Source organism: Aneurinibacillus sp. Ricciae_BoGa-3 (assembly GCF_028421645.1).
Lineage (GTDB): Bacteria > Bacillota > Bacilli > Aneurinibacillales > Aneurinibacillaceae > Aneurinibacillus_B.
The window spans coordinates 3,216,544-3,233,382 of the sequence record NZ_CP116887.1 but is presented as its reverse complement, the minus strand read 5'-3'; the positions used below and the strand labels follow the sequence as shown (position 1 = coordinate 3,233,382).

General features: G+C 39.8%; 17 protein-coding genes and 2 pseudogenes. 16 read left to right on the top strand and 3 right to left on the bottom strand.

The window, feature by feature from the left end; translation table 11 throughout:
* Positions 1-124 precede the first annotated feature (124 nt).
* The 11 genes and pseudogenes from PP175_RS16370 (at position 125) to PP175_RS16320 (ending at position 9,534) form a co-directional block, all read left to right on the top strand.
* A pseudogene (locus tag PP175_RS16370) lies at positions 125-1,184 on the top strand (IS4 family transposase).
* Between the two features lie 270 nt (positions 1,185-1,454).
* A complete protein-coding gene (locus PP175_RS16365; RefSeq protein ID WP_442870384.1) occupies positions 1,455-1,982 on the top strand; it encodes a putative iron-sulfur cluster-binding metallochaperone in 528 nt (175 codons plus the stop codon).
* A gap of 103 nt (positions 1,983-2,085) precedes the next feature.
* Positions 2,086-2,484, top strand: coding sequence for a polysaccharide biosynthesis/export family protein (locus PP175_RS16360; protein ID WP_272439390.1), 399 nt, complete (start codon positions 2,086-2,088; stop codon positions 2,482-2,484).
* 8 nt (positions 2,485-2,492) lie between these two features.
* Positions 2,493-3,188, top strand: a complete 696-nt coding sequence (locus PP175_RS16355; protein WP_272439389.1) for a cytochrome c biogenesis CcdA family protein — start codon at positions 2,493-2,495, stop codon at positions 3,186-3,188.
* Between the two features lie 243 nt (positions 3,189-3,431).
* The gene (locus PP175_RS16350; RefSeq protein ID WP_272439388.1) at positions 3,432-3,764 is read left to right on the top strand and encodes a mercury transporter; all 333 of its coding nucleotides are present in this window, start codon (positions 3,432-3,434) and stop codon (positions 3,762-3,764) included.
* 1,040 nt (positions 3,765-4,804) lie between these two features.
* Positions 4,805-5,203 (top strand): mercury resistance transcriptional regulator MerR, encoded by a 399-nt coding sequence (merR, locus tag PP175_RS16345; protein WP_272439387.1) that lies wholly within the window; start codon positions 4,805-4,807, stop codon positions 5,201-5,203.
* A gap of 143 nt (positions 5,204-5,346) precedes the next feature.
* Entirely contained in the window at positions 5,347-5,628 is a 282-nt protein-coding gene (locus PP175_RS16340; RefSeq protein WP_272439386.1) for a hypothetical protein, read from the top strand.
* A gap of 676 nt (positions 5,629-6,304) precedes the next feature.
* Positions 6,305-6,703 carry a mercury resistance transcriptional regulator MerR gene (merR, locus tag PP175_RS16335; RefSeq protein WP_272439385.1) on the top strand — a complete coding sequence of 133 codons (399 nt, stop codon included), beginning with the start codon at positions 6,305-6,307 and terminating at the stop codon, positions 6,701-6,703.
* Between the two features lie 32 nt (positions 6,704-6,735).
* Positions 6,736-8,376, top strand: a complete 1,641-nt coding sequence (gene merA, locus PP175_RS16330; protein ID WP_272439384.1) for a mercury(II) reductase — start codon at positions 6,736-6,738, stop codon at positions 8,374-8,376.
* Between the two features lie 177 nt (positions 8,377-8,553).
* Positions 8,554-8,808: an SHOCT domain-containing protein gene (locus tag PP175_RS16325; RefSeq protein ID WP_272439383.1), complete on the top strand. Its 255-nt coding sequence runs from the start codon at positions 8,554-8,556 to the stop codon at positions 8,806-8,808.
* A 63-nt stretch (positions 8,809-8,871) separates the two neighbouring features.
* Positions 8,872-9,534: a TVP38/TMEM64 family protein gene (locus PP175_RS16320; RefSeq protein ID WP_272439382.1), complete on the top strand. Its 663-nt coding sequence runs from the start codon at positions 8,872-8,874 to the stop codon at positions 9,532-9,534.
* 249 nt (positions 9,535-9,783) lie between these two features.
* Here PP175_RS16320 and PP175_RS16315 read toward each other — a convergent pair.
* Positions 9,784-10,647, bottom strand: a pseudogene (locus PP175_RS16315) (sulfite exporter TauE/SafE family protein).
* Between the two features lie 241 nt (positions 10,648-10,888).
* Between PP175_RS16315 and PP175_RS16310 the strand changes: the two are divergent.
* The 4 genes from PP175_RS16310 (at position 10,889) to PP175_RS16295 (ending at position 14,440) form a co-directional block, all read left to right on the top strand.
* On the top strand, positions 10,889-11,041 hold the full coding sequence (locus PP175_RS16310) for a hypothetical protein (protein WP_272439381.1): 153 nt from the start codon (positions 10,889-10,891) through the stop codon (positions 11,039-11,041).
* A 234-nt stretch (positions 11,042-11,275) separates the two neighbouring features.
* Entirely contained in the window at positions 11,276-11,587 is a 312-nt protein-coding gene (locus tag PP175_RS16305) for a metal-sensitive transcriptional regulator (RefSeq protein ID WP_272443291.1), read from the top strand.
* 207 nt (positions 11,588-11,794) lie between these two features.
* Positions 11,795-14,212, top strand: a complete 2,418-nt coding sequence (locus tag PP175_RS16300) for a heavy metal translocating P-type ATPase (RefSeq protein WP_272439380.1) — start codon at positions 11,795-11,797, stop codon at positions 14,210-14,212.
* Positions 14,213-14,233: 21 nt separating this feature from the next.
* Entirely contained in the window at positions 14,234-14,440 is a 207-nt protein-coding gene (locus PP175_RS16295; protein ID WP_272439379.1) for a heavy-metal-associated domain-containing protein, read from the top strand.
* Positions 14,441-14,731: 291 nt separating this feature from the next.
* Here the strand turns inward: PP175_RS16295 and PP175_RS16290 are convergent, their stop codons facing one another.
* On the bottom strand, positions 14,732-15,061 hold the full coding sequence (locus tag PP175_RS16290) for a four-helix bundle copper-binding protein (RefSeq protein WP_272439378.1): 330 nt from the start codon (positions 15,059-15,061) through the stop codon (positions 14,732-14,734).
* A gap of 423 nt (positions 15,062-15,484) precedes the next feature.
* On the opposite strand from PP175_RS16290, the gene PP175_RS16285 reads away from it, so the two are divergent.
* Positions 15,485-15,712, top strand: coding sequence for an SHOCT domain-containing protein (locus tag PP175_RS16285; RefSeq protein ID WP_272439377.1), 228 nt, complete (start codon positions 15,485-15,487; stop codon positions 15,710-15,712).
* 54 nt (positions 15,713-15,766) lie between these two features.
* Here the strand turns inward: PP175_RS16285 and PP175_RS16280 are convergent, their stop codons facing one another.
* Entirely contained in the window at positions 15,767-15,979 is a 213-nt protein-coding gene (locus tag PP175_RS16280) for a hypothetical protein (RefSeq protein WP_272439376.1), read from the bottom strand.
* Between the last annotated feature and the right edge of the window lie 860 nt (positions 15,980-16,839).

Here is a 16,839-nt window from a genome sequence, read left to right as displayed (position 1 = left end):
ATTATATTTCAGTATTAAAAATCATCCCAATATTTAAATTTAATGTTTTTGCCAATAAAAAAATCCTTTACAATGGAAAGTACAGGTGGTTTCCTGTCCAAATCCAATATAAAGGATCATATCTATGGACAAGAATACACGAAAATCTTCATTTGGTAAATGGATATCGCCGATAAATCTTCAAAACCTTTTTGAACTGGTAGAACTCCATAAACAAGATATTTATACGAAAAAGCTAACGACTGAAGCTTATATCAAGCTGCTTCTTTTTTCACACTTACAGGAGACGGAAAGCCTTCACGCCCTAAGCCATGCTTTACTGGATACGGACCTTCAAAAAACCGTAGGTTTTGAGTCGATTAGTGTCTCACAGTTATCCCGAAAAAATAATAGCGTGGAACCAGCGATACTTTCCTGTGTGTTCTTAGATCTCGTTCAAAAAATCCATGGGTTTCATCAAAAAACCGCAAAGGCGATGCCGTTAAAGATCATTGATTCCAGCACCTTGCCCTTGAATCTCACGCATTATAAATGGGCGAAGTTCCGGAAAACAAAGGCAGGCGTGAAACTTCACCTTCGGTTAGTTTTCATGGATAAAAACACGGCTTATCCCGATAAAGCGATCATTACAACAGCCAAGGAACATGATCGCGGCCAGCTGGAAGTGCTGGTCGATGACAAAGAAACGATGTACGTGTTTGACCGAGGATATGTAGATTACGAACGCTTTGACCGGATGACCGATGATGGATACTTTTTTGTTTCGCGACTCAAGAGGAATGCCGTGACACATGAGATCCACTCCTTCTCTCTTCCGGAGGAAAGTATGGTTTTGTCAGACCGAATGGTATACATAGGGGCAAAATCGGGCAGAAAACATCTTTCGGCTTTTGGAAGTTGTGGATACCAAAGGAAATAAGCTTCGGCTAATCACGAACCGTTTCGATATAAGTGCCGAGGAAATCAGTGAAATCTACCGGTCTAGATGGGCCATTGAATTGTTTTTCAAATGGCTGAAGCAGCACGTAACGATCAAACAATTTTATGGCATGAGTGAAAACGCGATACAAAATCAAATCTTTTCTGCTCTTATTGTGTATTGTTTGCACGTGCTGATTCAACTTGAGACAAACAGCAAAAAGATGGTCCTTCAGATTAGCCGGTGGCTCAAAGCTGCTTTATAGAAATCATCTATCGTTTGGATTCGCCGATTTTCTAATCAAACCGTTCCGTAGGAACGAAGCAGTCGTTGTTGCACAGGTTTAACTGTATAAAAATGCCAAATGGACAGAGCGACCTTTACTATAGCGTTTACCTTTTTGGCTTATAACTAAGGAAGATGTAAATCTGATAATTCTGTATTTATTTATGCAACACTAGTGGTTAAATATCTATAAAATATGTGGAGGTCAGAGCTACGTCAGATTGTTGCGTAGTAAATACTCAAGAAAAAATTGGAAGCCATAAAGGACTGCTGCAGTGTTGAGTCCTCAACACAGGAAACAGCCGAAGATTGTTGTGCTGTGAAGAAGGAAAAGGCCACTACTGTAACCGAATGTCCAATGTGTGGTGAAAAGGGAAAAGACATCAATCTTTTGACGGTTAAGAGCATGCTTTTACCTATCGCTCTTGAAACACTTGATGCACATCAAACCTATCGTTTTTGTGCATCAGACAATTGTAATGTAGTGAACTTCGGAGATCAGGGGGGACGGTTTACAAAAGATGATGTCCGTCTCCCAGTTTTTCAAAAGGATCACGGTCAAGATACAAATGTCTGCTACTACTTTGACTGGACCCGTTCAAAAATTATGGAGGAGATTCGTACAACCGGAAAAAGTACAGCAGTGTCATCGATTTCTTCTCATATTAAAGCAGGACGCTGCGGCTGTGACCTGAATAATCCACAGGGCTCATGCTGTTTAGGTAATGTAACGGCTGCAGTCAAAGAGGTAAAACAAGCGATTCAATCATTGGCGTGACCCAATACTTTTTACGAGATGCGCGTGGTGAGATCAATTACCCAATAAATTCACACGAAAACAAAGTGTTGTTTAACTTAAATAGTATGAAAGAGGGACGTGCATGAAGAACAAGCTGCTACTAAGCTTTGTTACATTGTCTATAGTCCTGTTATCAGGGTGCGGGGTTCCTTCAAATTCAAATTCTCAAACGGCATCTAACAAGACACCATCTACAACTGCGGCCGATTCGTCAATAGCACACCAAACCAAAGCAACAATGTCTCAGACCACTTCTGAAACTGTTAAAAAAATCAGTTTTGTTTTACAACCAGGAGAGGGATGCTGCGCGCCGATTTCACAGGAGCAATTTAAGGAGTTCATCGCGAAATTGCCGGGCATCACCAAAACAGTTGCCGGGCCGAATGAACGGATGACAGTTTGGTATAATTCAGCGAAGACAAGCCCGAGTGAGATAGGAAGACAAATAATGATGGCAACCGGATATTTAGCCAAATTGTAGGTGATAAGATGGATGCTACTACCAATTTAGGATTTGTTTTTATTGCCGGAATCGCGGCAGCTTTTAATCCCTGTGGAATGGCAATGCTGCCATCTTATGTTTCTTACCTCGTGGGGCAGGATCAAATGCATAGTTCATCATATATCCGAAGTGGCCTACGAGGAGCTCTCGTAGGATTGTGGATGACGATTGGATTTCTGATGGTGTTTCTCCTGCTTGGATTGGTAATCACATTTGCCGGTCAAGTTCTTTACACTATCATGCCTTGGCTCTCCGTTGGTATTGGTTTACTGCTAGTGATAATGGGACTGTTCATGCTAAATGGTAGAAGCATCGAATTAAACATGATGAAATATACTGGTAGTAATAAGGTGCAAGTAGGCTCCGTATGGTCGATGTTCATTTACGGGATACTTTATGCAGCTGCCTCCTTGGGCTGTACGTTGCCTGTATTTTTAATGTTGGTCTCCCAGTCGATTATTCTCGGTGAGTTCGCCCAAGGTGTACTGCATTTTGTCCTTTATGCACTTGGGATGGGACTAGTAGTCGTGACTGTTTCCATATTAGCTTTGGTGTCGCGCACATTTCTTGCCAGTCGCCTCAGTAAAATGGTCCCCTTTGTTGCGCGTGCCAGTGCAATAATCATTATAGGGGCTGGGTTGTACGTAATGTACTATTGGTTGATTGGCCACCATTTACTGTAGCACGTTTAATCACTTACTTAAGTTGAAAAGATATATTGATCAAAATACCTACGATGGAAATGTCTTATTGTTGTATCGCGAATCAAGACAAGTCGAATTGCAAGTACGGGCGACTTGTTCTATGACGCCAGTATGTTGATTGGCGAGCAAGTCCGCAACTAAGGTACGTAACCAGGGCCGCTAGATCTATACAACATTTAAATAAATATGCAGTAACGGATTATTTGGAAGGAATGATGACTTGTGGATGAGAAAAAAACGAATACTGGATGGGGTATTTTAGGAGCGATAGCTGCACTGATTTTGCCCTTACTTTGCTGTGGTGGTCCGTTATTACTAGCGGGGCTCGGCGCCAGTGGTGTGGGTGCAGCTTTATCTGGCGTAGTAAAGAATTGGGTTCTTGGTGCGATGTTCGTAGTTATGGCGATTGCAATTATTGCCATGGTGACTCGGCGAAAATCTCGAAAGGGAATGGATTGTTGTACACCTCCATTGTTTAAAAATACCAAAAAAAGTGACTGTTGTACACCTCCTGAGATGTCTGTGAACAGGGAACATGATACGATTCAAAAATAAAGAAGTCGAAATCCCCGGAAGGGGTCTGTCTGGGATGCCTGTAGTCTTAAAATCAAAAGGAAATGTGGCGCGCCTTGGTAGCGAAAACGACAGACACACATTCGACGTAGGTCTTCGTTGACAAAAGGGATGATGGCTCATGGATGAGAAAAAAACGATTGCTAAATGGGGTATTTTGGAGGTTACGGCGTTATTATAGGAGTTTTGGGCGCAGTGATTTTGTCCTTGATTTGCTGCGGTCCGGTATTTCTCATGACGCTCGGCGCAATTGGAATCGGCGAAGCGTTTGCCGGTGTGGCTATAAAATGGATCCTTACTGGGTACTTCGTCATCCTGACGGCTGTAATTATCGCGACGCATATTCGGCGAAAATATCGCTAGGATATGCATTGTTTTACCGCCAGTGATATGTGCGGAAAGGGAAAATGGTACATCAGAAAAACAGCAAAGTTAGTATCACGATAAGATATTTTCAAGTTTTGTGCATACACTGCAACCCTTTTTCTGGAATGCATTGAATCGTTTGTATTCAACAATTTCTATCTGACAATAGAATCGTGAAGAAGATAGAGCAAAGGAATTTCAAAATAAAAAAAGGTAATTCCCCTTACTGTGAACTGCAACCCGAATAATGGACACTTTGAAATAAAAGTCCGTTATTCGGGTTTTTTGAATGAGTAATTCGTAGATATAAAACAGGGGCTATTTCCTCAGCCTCTTCTCTGTAAAAACGAGTCTCATACAGAGACGGTCTAGTAAATAACCCGTTTAAGATAGTATGTTAAAAGTGGATGTGAGCAGTTCAAAGTCTGTACTCCATGAGTGGAAATTTCCCCATGGATTAATACCGTTTTTGGCAGCTGATAAATTCTGCTAAAGGAAAACAATTCGAGCCTTTTACTCCCAGGTTGTTTTACTCACCGTGTTTTCTTCTTCACTCGTAATTATGAGTTGAGAAGATCTACATCAAATAAAGTAAAAAAACTTGTATTGACACTGTACTAAGGTACAAGGTTTATACTACCTATGAGGTGAAACGCATGCAGTTTCGTATCGGACAACTGGCCAAGAAGTCTAGAGTTAACAAAGAAACTATTCGTTATTATGAACGAATCGGTATAATACCAGAACCCGCTCGTACTGATTCTGGATACCGAATGTATTCAGAACAAGCTGTCGATCGCTTACATTTCATCAAAGGTACGCAAGAATTGGGATTTACACTTAATGAAATTGACAAATTATTAGGTGTTCTCGAGAACGATGAAGCAAAGTGTAGCGATATGAAGGATTTTGCTATCCAGAAGTTAGAACATATACATCGTAAAATTCAAGATCTTAAAAGAGTAGAAAAAATGCTTATCAGTTTAAAACAAACCTGTTCCAAAAACAAAGATATTTATGAGTGTCCTATTATCGAAGCATTAATGGATAAATAAAAAGGTTTACATTTTGAGATAAGCACATAGGGTGCTGGTTAGTTTCTATTTTTTCTATCCTTTAGTTAATATCTCGTCCGTTTACTGATGCGCTAAAAATTTTTTCAATTTATTAAGAAACTGAAGGAAAGGAGATTTCGTTTATGGGCTGTTGCTCCATTGGGGCCTTTAAAGATTTTGATGTAATTGTTATTGGTGCCACCCCGACTGGGATATCCGTGGCACTCCATTGTATTTCGTATGGAGCACTGACGGCACTTGTAGATAAGCATAATGCGGATGATCGACTCATTCGATTTTTTGAGGGATATCAGGAACCCATTAAGGAAGATTTTGCAATGGTTAACTCCCTAGATGAATTGAAGCAAGATATGGACTTCGTTTCGTATGAAGGAGAAGCGTATTTAAAGACCAGAACACCTTAATCGTAGACCAAGATGAGATTAGCGGGAAGCAGATTATCATTGCCATATCAGGTCTTAAAATGGAGCAATTACATCTACATCAGGCAGGTCTCATTATAAGAGACGGATTATTACCTGTTAACAAGCGATTTCAAACAAACAATCACAATATTTGGGTGGCTAATCTTGATACCAATGACCAATGGAACAGGAAAAACGCCATTTGGAATATTGGCGGGATAATAAGTGAGGCAATCCATCTGAGGACCAAATAAAAAAATGGACTACTTTTAACAAAATACAGCGGGAACGATAAATGTAAAAGTATTTCACACAAACGGTGTCCTTTACTACCTACCAAATATGGCGTGGCCTTTGTAGTTGTCCTATTTTAAATCACATAAGTTAGCTGTTGTTATGCATTGAGAACCGATACTTAATTCGTAGTTCATTCATAAAAATGTGAACCCTGGACAATATACAACGTTTGAAATAGATTGATGGAAAAGGATAATTACGTCTTGACGTAATTCTAAAACAAAAAAGGAAGTGAGGCGGATATACAAAGCCCAACTTAAATTTGCTGTCTGTTTCAAAATCTATGGTTATAGCGATGAATATAATTAATTAAATTGAATACAACATACTTGACTCTGTAGATAAGTACATGGTTTATACTACCTAAGAGGTGACATACATGCAGTTTCATATCGGAGAACTAACCGAGAAGTGCAGCGTTAATAAAGAAACCATTCGATACTATGAACGAATTGGCTTATTGCCAAAACCTTGTCGTACAGATTCAGGATATCGATTGTATTCAGAACAAACTGTTGACCGTTTAAATTTCATTAAACGGATGCAAGAATTAGGATATACTCTGGATGAAATAGACAAATTACTAGGTGTAGTAGATCGCGATGAAGTAAAGTGCAGGGATATGTATGATTTCACTGTCGAAAAATTAGAAGATATACAACGTAAAATTCAAGATCTCAAAAGAATTGAAAAAATACTTATGAACCTTAAAGCACGGTGTCCTGAAAACAAAGACATTTATGAATGCCCCATTATTGAAACATTGATGGAAAAATAAGTTATTTATTTCTGCGCGAGGAGGGATTTTAAATGAAAAAATATCGAGTTAAAGTTGAAGGAATGACATGTACAGGTTGTGAAGAACATGTGTCAGTTGCTCTCGAAAATATAGGTGCAAAGAGTATTGAAGCAAATTTCCGCCGAGGGGAAGCTGTGTTTGAGTTACCAAATGGTGTAGAGGTTGAAACAGCGAAAAAAGCGATTGCAGAAGCAAAATATCAACCAGGAGCTGTTGAAGAAGTACAATCGCAAGAAAAAGTTGTGTTAGATGATGAAGTTGATTATGACTACATCATCATTGGTTCGGGTGGTGCAGCCTTTTCATCCGCCATTAAAGCTGTGGAATATGGCGCAAAGGTTGCGATGATCGAACGAGGAACGGTAGGTGGAACGTGTGTTAATATCGGATGTGTTCCTTCCAAAACCCTGCTAAGAGCTGGCGAAATCAATCATTTAGCTAAAAACAATCCATTTATGGGATTACACACTTCTGCAGCCGATGTTGATTTAGCACCCTTAATAAAGCAAAAAAATGAATTGGTAACTGAGCTTCGAAATCAAAAGTATGAGAATTTAATTGGTGAGTACGGTTTTGAATTAATAAAAGGTGAAGCGAGATTTGTAGATGAAAAAACAGTGGAAGTGAATGGCAAGCACGTGACTGCAAAACGATTTTTAATAGCCACAGGTGCTTCTCCATCTATTCCTACTATTGCTGGGTTAGAGGATGTAGATTATTTAACAAGCACTACTTTACTGGAATTAAAAAAGGTGCCAAAACGTCTTACGGTTATTGGTTCTGGATATATCGGCATGGAATTAGGACAACTGTTTCATCATTTAGGCGCAGAAGTAACGTTAGTGCAAAGAAGCGAGCGCCTGTTAAAAGAATACGATCCTGAAATTTCGGAAGCCATTATGCAAGCATTTACAGAGCAAGGAATCAACGTAATTACCGGTGTAACCTATGAACGTATAGAACAAGATGGAGATATTAAGAAGGTTCATGTTGAGATTAATGGCAAGAAACGAATCATTGAATCAGAACAACTGCTTGTTGCAACAGGACGGACACCGAATACACAAAGCTTGAATTTACATGAAGCTGGCGTTAAAGTTGGCTCTCGTGGTGAAATCGTCATTGATGAATATTCCAAAACCGCTAATGAGCGAATTTATGCCGCAGGTGATGTAACCCTTGGTCCGCAATTTGTTTATGTAGCTGCTTATCAGGGTGGACTTGCCGCGGATAATGCCATCGGAGGACTCAATCGAAAAGTAAATTTAGAAGTTGTTCCAGGCGTCACGTTTACTTCCCCATCTATTGCAACGGTTGGCTTAACTGAACAACAGGCAAAAGAAAGAGGTTTCGAAACTAAAACATCCGTTTTGCCGTTAGACACCGTACCCAGAGCCCTCGTCAATCGGGAAACGACAGGTGTTTTTAAACTAGTAGCAGATGCAAAAACACTTAAAATATTAGGCGTTCATGTTGTTGCTGAAAATGCAGGAGATGTTATTTATGCTGGGACATTGGCTGTAAAGTTTGGATTAACCGTGGAAGATATTCGCGAAAGTCTTGCGCCTTATTTAACAATGGCGGAAGGATTGAAATTAGCAGCCCTTACATTTGATAAAGATGTTTCCAAATTATCTTGTTGTGCAGGATAGTACTTCTAAAAAACAAACATCTAATTAAGTCGAAGTTAATCCCCTAACATACAGGAAATCAAGGTCAGAATGATTTAGCAAAGAAATTAGAATCCGTGGAAAATCGAAATGATTAATTACTTGAGGATTAAATGAATTGAGAGATCAGGAGTATCAACGTAAAGGGAGCGATTAGGGATGAACAACGGTATGATGAATGGTTCATCAATGATGGGTGGTTCAATGATGATAGGAATGGGCTTGATGATGTTGCTGGGTATATTACTCTTGATCATTGTGGTGGGACTCACCATTTATTTTGTGGTTCGTTTCCTCATCAGAAAGAATAAGGTGGAAGATCATCCTTTAATGATATTAAACGAACGTTATGTAAAAGGTGAAATTAGCGAGGAAGAATACAAAGAAAAACGAAAGTTATTAAAAAAAGTTTAGATGCTGAGGGGCGATTTTTACTTTCGCCCTTTTCCTTATTTATAAGTGACTGAGGTGTAAAAAATGAAATCGAATCACTTTCGATTGATTATCACAGGTATTGTTGTTGTACTGATTTCGATGAGTTTGTTGATAACTTCTCTTCGTCATTTCATTGTACAGCTATTTACCAATCATGGATCAGAAAGCTTTAAAGAATACATTCGTTCCTTTGGTTTTTGGGGTCCGGTAATGTCAATCTTTTTTATGGTCCTGCATAGTATTCTTTTTATTCCTTCTGAAATCATTTTTTTTGCCAATATTTATCTTTATGGTCTGATTTTAGGGTTTATCTATACATGGATTGGTTCCATTTTGGGAGCTTATTTTTCGTTTTACTTGGCAAAATTTTACGGACGTTCTTTTGTCAAACGGTTTGTTTCTATTGAGAAGATAAAGCGTTTCGATCAATGGTTTCAAAAAAACGGGGTTTTGGGAATTTTTATCTTGAGATTTATTCCCTTATTTTCTTTTAACTTACTAAATTATGGAGCAGGGTTAACACAATTGACGTTTTGGCAGTTTACATGGACAACGGGAATTGGAATTGTACCACCCATGATCGTAATGGCTTGGTTATATCAAAATACAATGAAAGAAAATTGGTACTTAGTGGGGCTTGCTATCGTTGTCATCCTTTTAGTCTTTATGATAAGAATCATAAAATTAAAAATGAAGAACAAATAATATAAATTCCTCTTTTAGGTTAACATCACTTTATGGTTAGGAAACTTATGAATAAAAAGTCTCATCCCTGTCTGCAGGTTGCTTAGATTGAGGAAGGGTTTGCCACTGATGAAAACATAAAGGAGACATAAACCATCTTTGAAAATGAAAATCCCCGAGCTCAACCGTAAACCAGTCAGTCACGTGGTTTTCATTAAAGTAAGTGGCTTTTTCATATCAGCACCCCGTTTTTTTTTGGCATATGCCTAATTAAAGCATTTTCGTAATAAGTAAAAATAAGCCAACTAAAACTAACAGGATAGCAATAATCAACTTCATCAAATCAGGATCTACTTTATGTTGAACCCAAGGGCCGATTTGTCCGCCGACTAGGACGCCCGGAGCTGTAAATAAGATGATTTTCCCAATCAACATCAATGCTTCATAATTAGCCTTACCAATGTCAACGAAAATACGTACAATTGAAACACAAATTACAGTAAGAGCGACTAAAAAAATCGAGGTGGCAACCGAGATGGGTGTGGGAATACGACATCGTACTAATAACTGGTATTCTTGAAGTTCGGCAAGTCCTACTGAAATCATTCCGAAAAACATCCCGCCGACAAACGCAAAAAAACACGCAAGTGGCTTATCGCATATCGTGTACCTATATACGTTCCCTTATTGGTCAACGATTTCAGATTCGAACTGGTTGGTTACGTTAAGAACAATATTAAATTGACTTTTTTCTTTTTGATCTTGTTTATACGATAAATAAAGTTGCCAGCCAACTAAAATAATGCCAATTGCAAAAACTGTCATTAACAAATCTTTTGGCAAATAAGCGGATAAAAAGACGCCAATCGTCGATGCTGGAATCGAAAAAAGCAGCAAATGTTTTCCAAATTTATAATCGATTGTTTTTCTTTTCATATAGCCTATTAATCCCGAGCTAAATCCAAACAGCTCGGTGATCAAACCAGCACCGATCGCCGTATAAGGGTCTACCTTTAATCCCAGCATAAAGAGTGGGGAGAAAAACACCGCGCCTCCAATACCGCTTGATATCGCAAGCGTGGCAATGGCAATAGAAATAGGGAACAAATACCAATACCGAAAGATTCCTTGCATGCTCATCATCCTGTCTGTATGTATTGTTTACACGGTCTTATTTACCCCAAATAAATTTATCTAAAAAGCTTCCTTACTCCTTTTTGTTTGATACAAACACAGAATTTCGAAACCTTTTCTTTTATTAAATAACCAATTAAGGGTAATTCTATAATCAAATGACCTGGAAGTTGGAGACATAGGAAAGGGATAATTGTTAGTTCTTCTTGGATTAATTGTCACATTATGAGATCACTTTTACTTGGCCAAGGAAAAAAGCAAAGAAAATGGAGCAGTTATAAATCAAGAAATAAAGAAACAGTTATGTGCGCTCACTGTTAAAACCGGATTTCATCTTGCACTAAAAACAAGAAAAACTTTAAGCATAGATAAAAAAATGTTTCAAACCCATTGACTCCGTACTAAGGTACATGCTTTATAATTGCAAATGAGTGAGGACCTTAGTCCCGCCGGCATTTTGTTTTTTTCTTTTATAAAAAACGCTGGAGAGAATAACAATAAAAAACATTGTTGATATACGGTGCTGGGGTATGGTAGTATAAGGATAGTCATACACCGTAGGGATAAGAAAGGTCTTATCTCTTGTAATAAAAGAAGAGGTGGTATTTACGTGGATGAAAATCAAACGATGGAAATAGAGACATGTTGTTCACCGACAACGGATCGAAAAAGTCATCATTCGGTTAAAATCAAGTCGAACTTAATAACTCGTTTAAACCGTATCGAAGGTCAAATTAGAGGCGTAAGAGGAATGATTGAAAAAGACACGTATTGTGACGATGTACTCAACCAAATTGCGGCCATTCAATCCGCTCTAAATGGGGTTGGAAAACTGTTACTTGAAGGTCACATGAAAAGTTGTGTTATAGAACGCATTCAAGAAGGAGATCAAGAAGTCATTGATGAGCTTCTTAAAACCATGAATAAATTAATCAAATAACCTGCACAACTGGACGAAATTATTAACTGCGAATCTCTAAGGTAAGGTTGAATTGTTTACAATGGTTCATTCTACCTTTGTTTTCTTTAAAATATACCTTACAACGGTATAGTAATTTATTGTGTTAGCTCATTTAACAAAAAAGCTCAGCCACTCGGGTTGTTTGATGTAACCAGTCTAATACTAAACGTAAGGAGGGATTTACAAATGCTCAAAGAGGCAACGGGTCGTCCGCAAACAAACGCTGATCATGTCGACCTGAATATAACGGGAATGACCTGTGCAGCTTGTGCCACCCGTATCGAGAAAAACTTAAATAAAGTAGCGGGGGTAAAACAGGCCAATATCAATCTTGCTTCAGAAAAAGCGTCGATCTCCTTTGACCCTACTCAGGTAACACCTGGAAAGTTAGTCGAGACCATCCAAAAAACGGGCTATGATGTGGAAAACGAAATGGTTGAATTAAATATTCAAGGCATGACCTGTGCTGCTTGTGCCACCCGCATTGAAAATAATTTAGGCAAAGCACCTGGAGTGGTGAAGGCCAACGTGAACCTGGCTAGTGAAAAGGCAATGATTAAGTTTAATCCTGCCCTAACAGATGTCCAGGACATGATTCGAGTTATAAAGAAAACAGGGTATTCAGCTGTGCAATCAGCAGAATCCAATCTAGGACAAGAACGGGAAGACCAGCAGAGGGAGTATCGTAAGCTAAAGATTTCCCTTTATGCCGGTATCCTGTTAAGTCTTCCGCTTGTCATTCAGATGCTAAGTCAGTTTACGCCCTGGGCGTTTATGCTTCCCGTTTGGGTCCAGTTTGCTCTGGCCACACCTGTTCAATTTTGGGTGGGTTGGCGATTCTACAAGGGGGCCTATCATGCGCTACGCGGTGGGGCACCAAACATGGACGTATTGGTGTCCCTAGGAACTTCAGCCGCCTATTTCTATAGTCTTGGTTTAATGCTGTTAGGTATAGATGGAATGGTTTACTTTGATACATCGGCAATGATTACAACCCTGATCTTACTTGGGAAAGTCCTCGAACATAAAGCGAAAAGACAGACTTCAGAAGCGATCAAGAGTCTGATTCAACTTCAGGCGAAAACGGCTCGCGTGATAAGGGAAGGGAAAGAGGTTGAAATTCCTTTAGAGCAAGTAGTAGTTGGCAATGAAATCATCGTTCGTCCTGGGGAGAAAGTTCCGGTTGATGGCATCATTCTAAACGGTCAAACGACCGTGGATGAATCCATGTTAACCGGTGAAAGCTTTCCTGTTTCAAAATCAGAGGGAGATCAGGTGATTGGGGCTACCATTAATCAAGAAGGGGCGTTCCGGTTTAGAGCCACAAAGGTTGGGAAAGACACAGCCCTCGCCCAAATTATTAAGATGGTCGATCAAGCCCAAGGTTCAAAAGCACCGATTCAGCGACTTGCCGACACCGTTGCCGGGATCTTTGTGCCGATTGTTTTGGGAATTGCAGCCGTTACGTTTATTGCATGGTATTTTACCGGAGGGTTAACTTCAGCCATTGTTCATGCTGTAGCGGTTCTTGTCATTGCCTGTCCTTGTTCATTAGGTCTCGCTACACCGACCGCGATTATGGTGGGAACAGGAAAGGGTGCAGAGATGGGGATCCTGATAAAAGACGGAGGATCGCTCGAACAAGCGCAAAAGATTAATGCTGTCGTGCTTGATAAAACAGGAACGATTACCAAAGGTAAACCAGAAGTGACCGATTTAATAACCATTGGAGATCAATCAAAAAATCAATTATTACAGCTTGTTGCCAGTGCAGAAAAGGGCTCAGAGCATCCATTAGGTCGATCCATTGTCGAATATGCAGAAAAACAGAAGATTGAGTTTCTAGATACCTCCAATTTCAATGCCATCCCAGGCCATGGTATAGAAGTACTCATAGAAGGTACGAAGGTACATGTTGGAAATCTAAAACTCATGGCTCAACAAGGTGTGGATGTGCATGAATCAACCCTACGGATGGAGCAGCTCGAAAAAGAAGGAAAAACCGCTATGATGATTGCCAAAAATGGTCAGTTAGCGGGGATAATCGCTGTTGCGGATACCATCAAGGAAACGTCAGCTCAAGCCATTCACGAGTTGCATGAAATGGGAATCGAAGTCTTTATGGTAACCGGAGATAACAGGCATACCGCAGAAGCGATAGCGAAACAGGTCGAAATTGACGTTAATCATGTGATTGCAGAAGTGTTACCTGAACACAAAATTGAACATGTGATGCGCTTAAAAAATGAAGGAAAAGTAGTGGCTATGTCCGGGGATGGAATTAACGATGCCCCTGCTCTTGCTGGGGCGGATGTCGGAATGGCCATGGGCACGGGTACGGACGTAGCCATAGAGGCTGCAGATGTTACGCTCATGCGTGGGGATTTATCAAGCATCGTGGATGCGATTCGCTTATCAAAGGCAACCATGCGTAAAATCAAGCAAAATCTGTTTTGGGCGTTTGGGTATAACACAATTGGTATTCCGTTTGCTGCCTTTGGTGTGGTAAGCCCGGTTATTGCGGGAGCAGCAATGGCGCTTAGCTCGGTTAGTGTGGTTTCTAATTCCTTGTTATTAAAACGTTGGAGGTCAGCTCGTGATTAATGAAAGGAGGTGGAAACATTTATGAGTACAGCTACGATTAAAGTCAAGGGAATGACATGTCAAGCTTGTGTGAACTCTGTGACAAAATCCCTTCAGGGAGTGGAAGGTGTACAAAAAGCGGATGTAGACCTTGCCAAACACCAAGCTACAGTCACCTATGATGAAGGGAAAACATCCCCAAGTGATTTGAAAAAAGCGGTTGAAGACGCTGGATTTGAAGCTGAATAACCATAAGACACCGGGTTCTCTAAATGGATAAACCCGGTGTCTATTCTTTACATACGATACTTGTAAAACCACTTCGTGCCAATAAATAGATGTAATAATTTACTTTTTGTTATGTCCTTCCTCGTCGGTTTTATACCCTATATTCCAGAAGTCTAGTAAAGAAAAAAGCCGTTTCGAATCAAGATCAAACGGCTTTTTTCTCATTTTCTTTGTTTTTTCTTTCATTCCTATCAAAGAGACTGATACGTGATTTTGATAAGATAACACCGTAAAAAAAGAAGAAGGGGAGTTCTATGCTGCCATTTTACGGCAAGCTTCTGCACAACGGCGGCAGGCTTGAGCACATCTTTGACAATGTTCGGCTTCGTGTTTTGCACATTCTTCTGCACAGGCTTCACAAATGTCAACACAAAGCTGGCAAATCTGGGCAGCGAAAGGGCTTTGAGAAGCCATATATTGAGCAGCTAATGCACAGATATCTGCACAATCACGGTCAAGCTGGATACAACGCTTCATCATGTCCACATTTTCTTCCCTAAGGCATGCTCCGTAACAAGTGTTACATGCTTCTATACATGCCAAACATTCCCTGATACATTTCTGCATTTCGGTTGCTGTCATTTTTATTCCTCCTTATAGTGAACGAATGATTTCCAACAGTTATTATGTACCACTTGTCCTTTTTACTAAACAAAAAGGGGTCTTCATATTTTCTTCACATTTGCACGGTACAAAAAAGGAGGCAACCATCACAATTTATTTGATAGGATGAAAATAGATGACAGAAATATAAAGATGGACCACGGGCAACAGTAAGAAAGAATAGGTAGTGAGAGGGAAGACAAAAAGTGTACTTGTCTTTCCTTTTTCCAAAACATGATTGGTATTGTTGCCCAAAAGGAAAAAGCCCAAAAACGGCTCAACTTGACCGGATTTGGGACTTTTGATAATTGTTCATTTACCATAGTGACTATTGACAGACAGTAAATACAAGAAAAAACAACATTTACACATAAATGAAGGTAATAACAATAGAGTTGTTTTATGATGAATGGTTCCATGATGACTATAATGTGCATGATGATGTTTATTGGGATGTTGCTCTTTGTACTTGTTGTGGGAGCAACCGTTTATGTTGTTACTCGGTTGTTAATGAAGAAAAGCAATGTTGAAGATTATCCTCTTATGATAGTAAAAGAAAGGTATGTCAAAGGTGAAATGAATGAAGAAGAATATAGGCTAAAACGAAACATACTTCATGAATCAAAATAAAAAGGGGGTTATCCAACACAGTATGAATACGTTCGTTTATTTCTAGAAATATATCTACATCATCGTTTTGCCTTGCATTTGGTCCATCCTTTCTTCCATACGTCTACATCTGTCATTAATTTCATGCACCACTCGTCTAATTTCATCCGTCATTCTCATGTGTTCTTTCATCATTTCCCTCATTTGTTGCATATCTCCAGGCATCATCGTTTCTTGCCGACCCGGTTGATAAGGGGAATACCACGGGTTTGGTTGTGAATAATACACTTTTATCACTCCTCCATTATGTTTCCATCTCATTGTATGATTCCATTGAGATATATGCCCTCATGAAAATGCCTAAACGGTAAAAAAAAGCCTACTAAGCAAGTTTAGTCTTGTTAGGTTTTTGATTCTTATTTAATCATTTTAACTAAATTAACTAACATGTTTTTATTAGGGAACGTTTCCCTAAACTATGGAGGCGTTTCGGGAAACACCGTTAGCATATAACATGGATTTTTGTTGGGGGATGGGAATCGATAGTTGAACAACGTCCGATAATCGTCATTATGGTGCGACAAGTAAATCGCTTTCATATATACAGTGCAGCGCTAGTCTCATTTGCTGGTATGCTGCTAGCCTAGTCGCAAAGGCTATCTCTGCCAAAAACAGCGTCTCTGGTAACGGAGGGGTTGGTTGCATGAGGGAAATGCAGAAACAGAGGATGAGTGTACTGTCCGGAATACTGCTAGGAGAAGATGGGTAAGGCTGTACCTTACGGTACAAGCTTGCGGTGAACGAAAGTGAAGGTTTGTAAGCTTCGTAAAGGTTAGCTTGAGATGGTACACAGCCTAGCTCAGGTATTGGTAAGAGGAAAAGCGGAGTCATAATGCCGCTCTGACACGATCCACATCTTACCCGGAGTAAAGAACCCACCTGTCCCCATCGTATCTGTGAGAAGGGAAACTTGGTAAGCCCGATGACATCTGCGTGAGCAGTAGAGCGATGGCAATATCTATTGATGTGTCAACGGGTAAAGGATGTCGGAGAAAGCGAATGCCGTTATGCCGAAAGGCAACAGGAAAACCAGAAAAGGGATAACTGGACGGATACTGTCGGTCGAAAGGCTTTTACCATGACAGAAC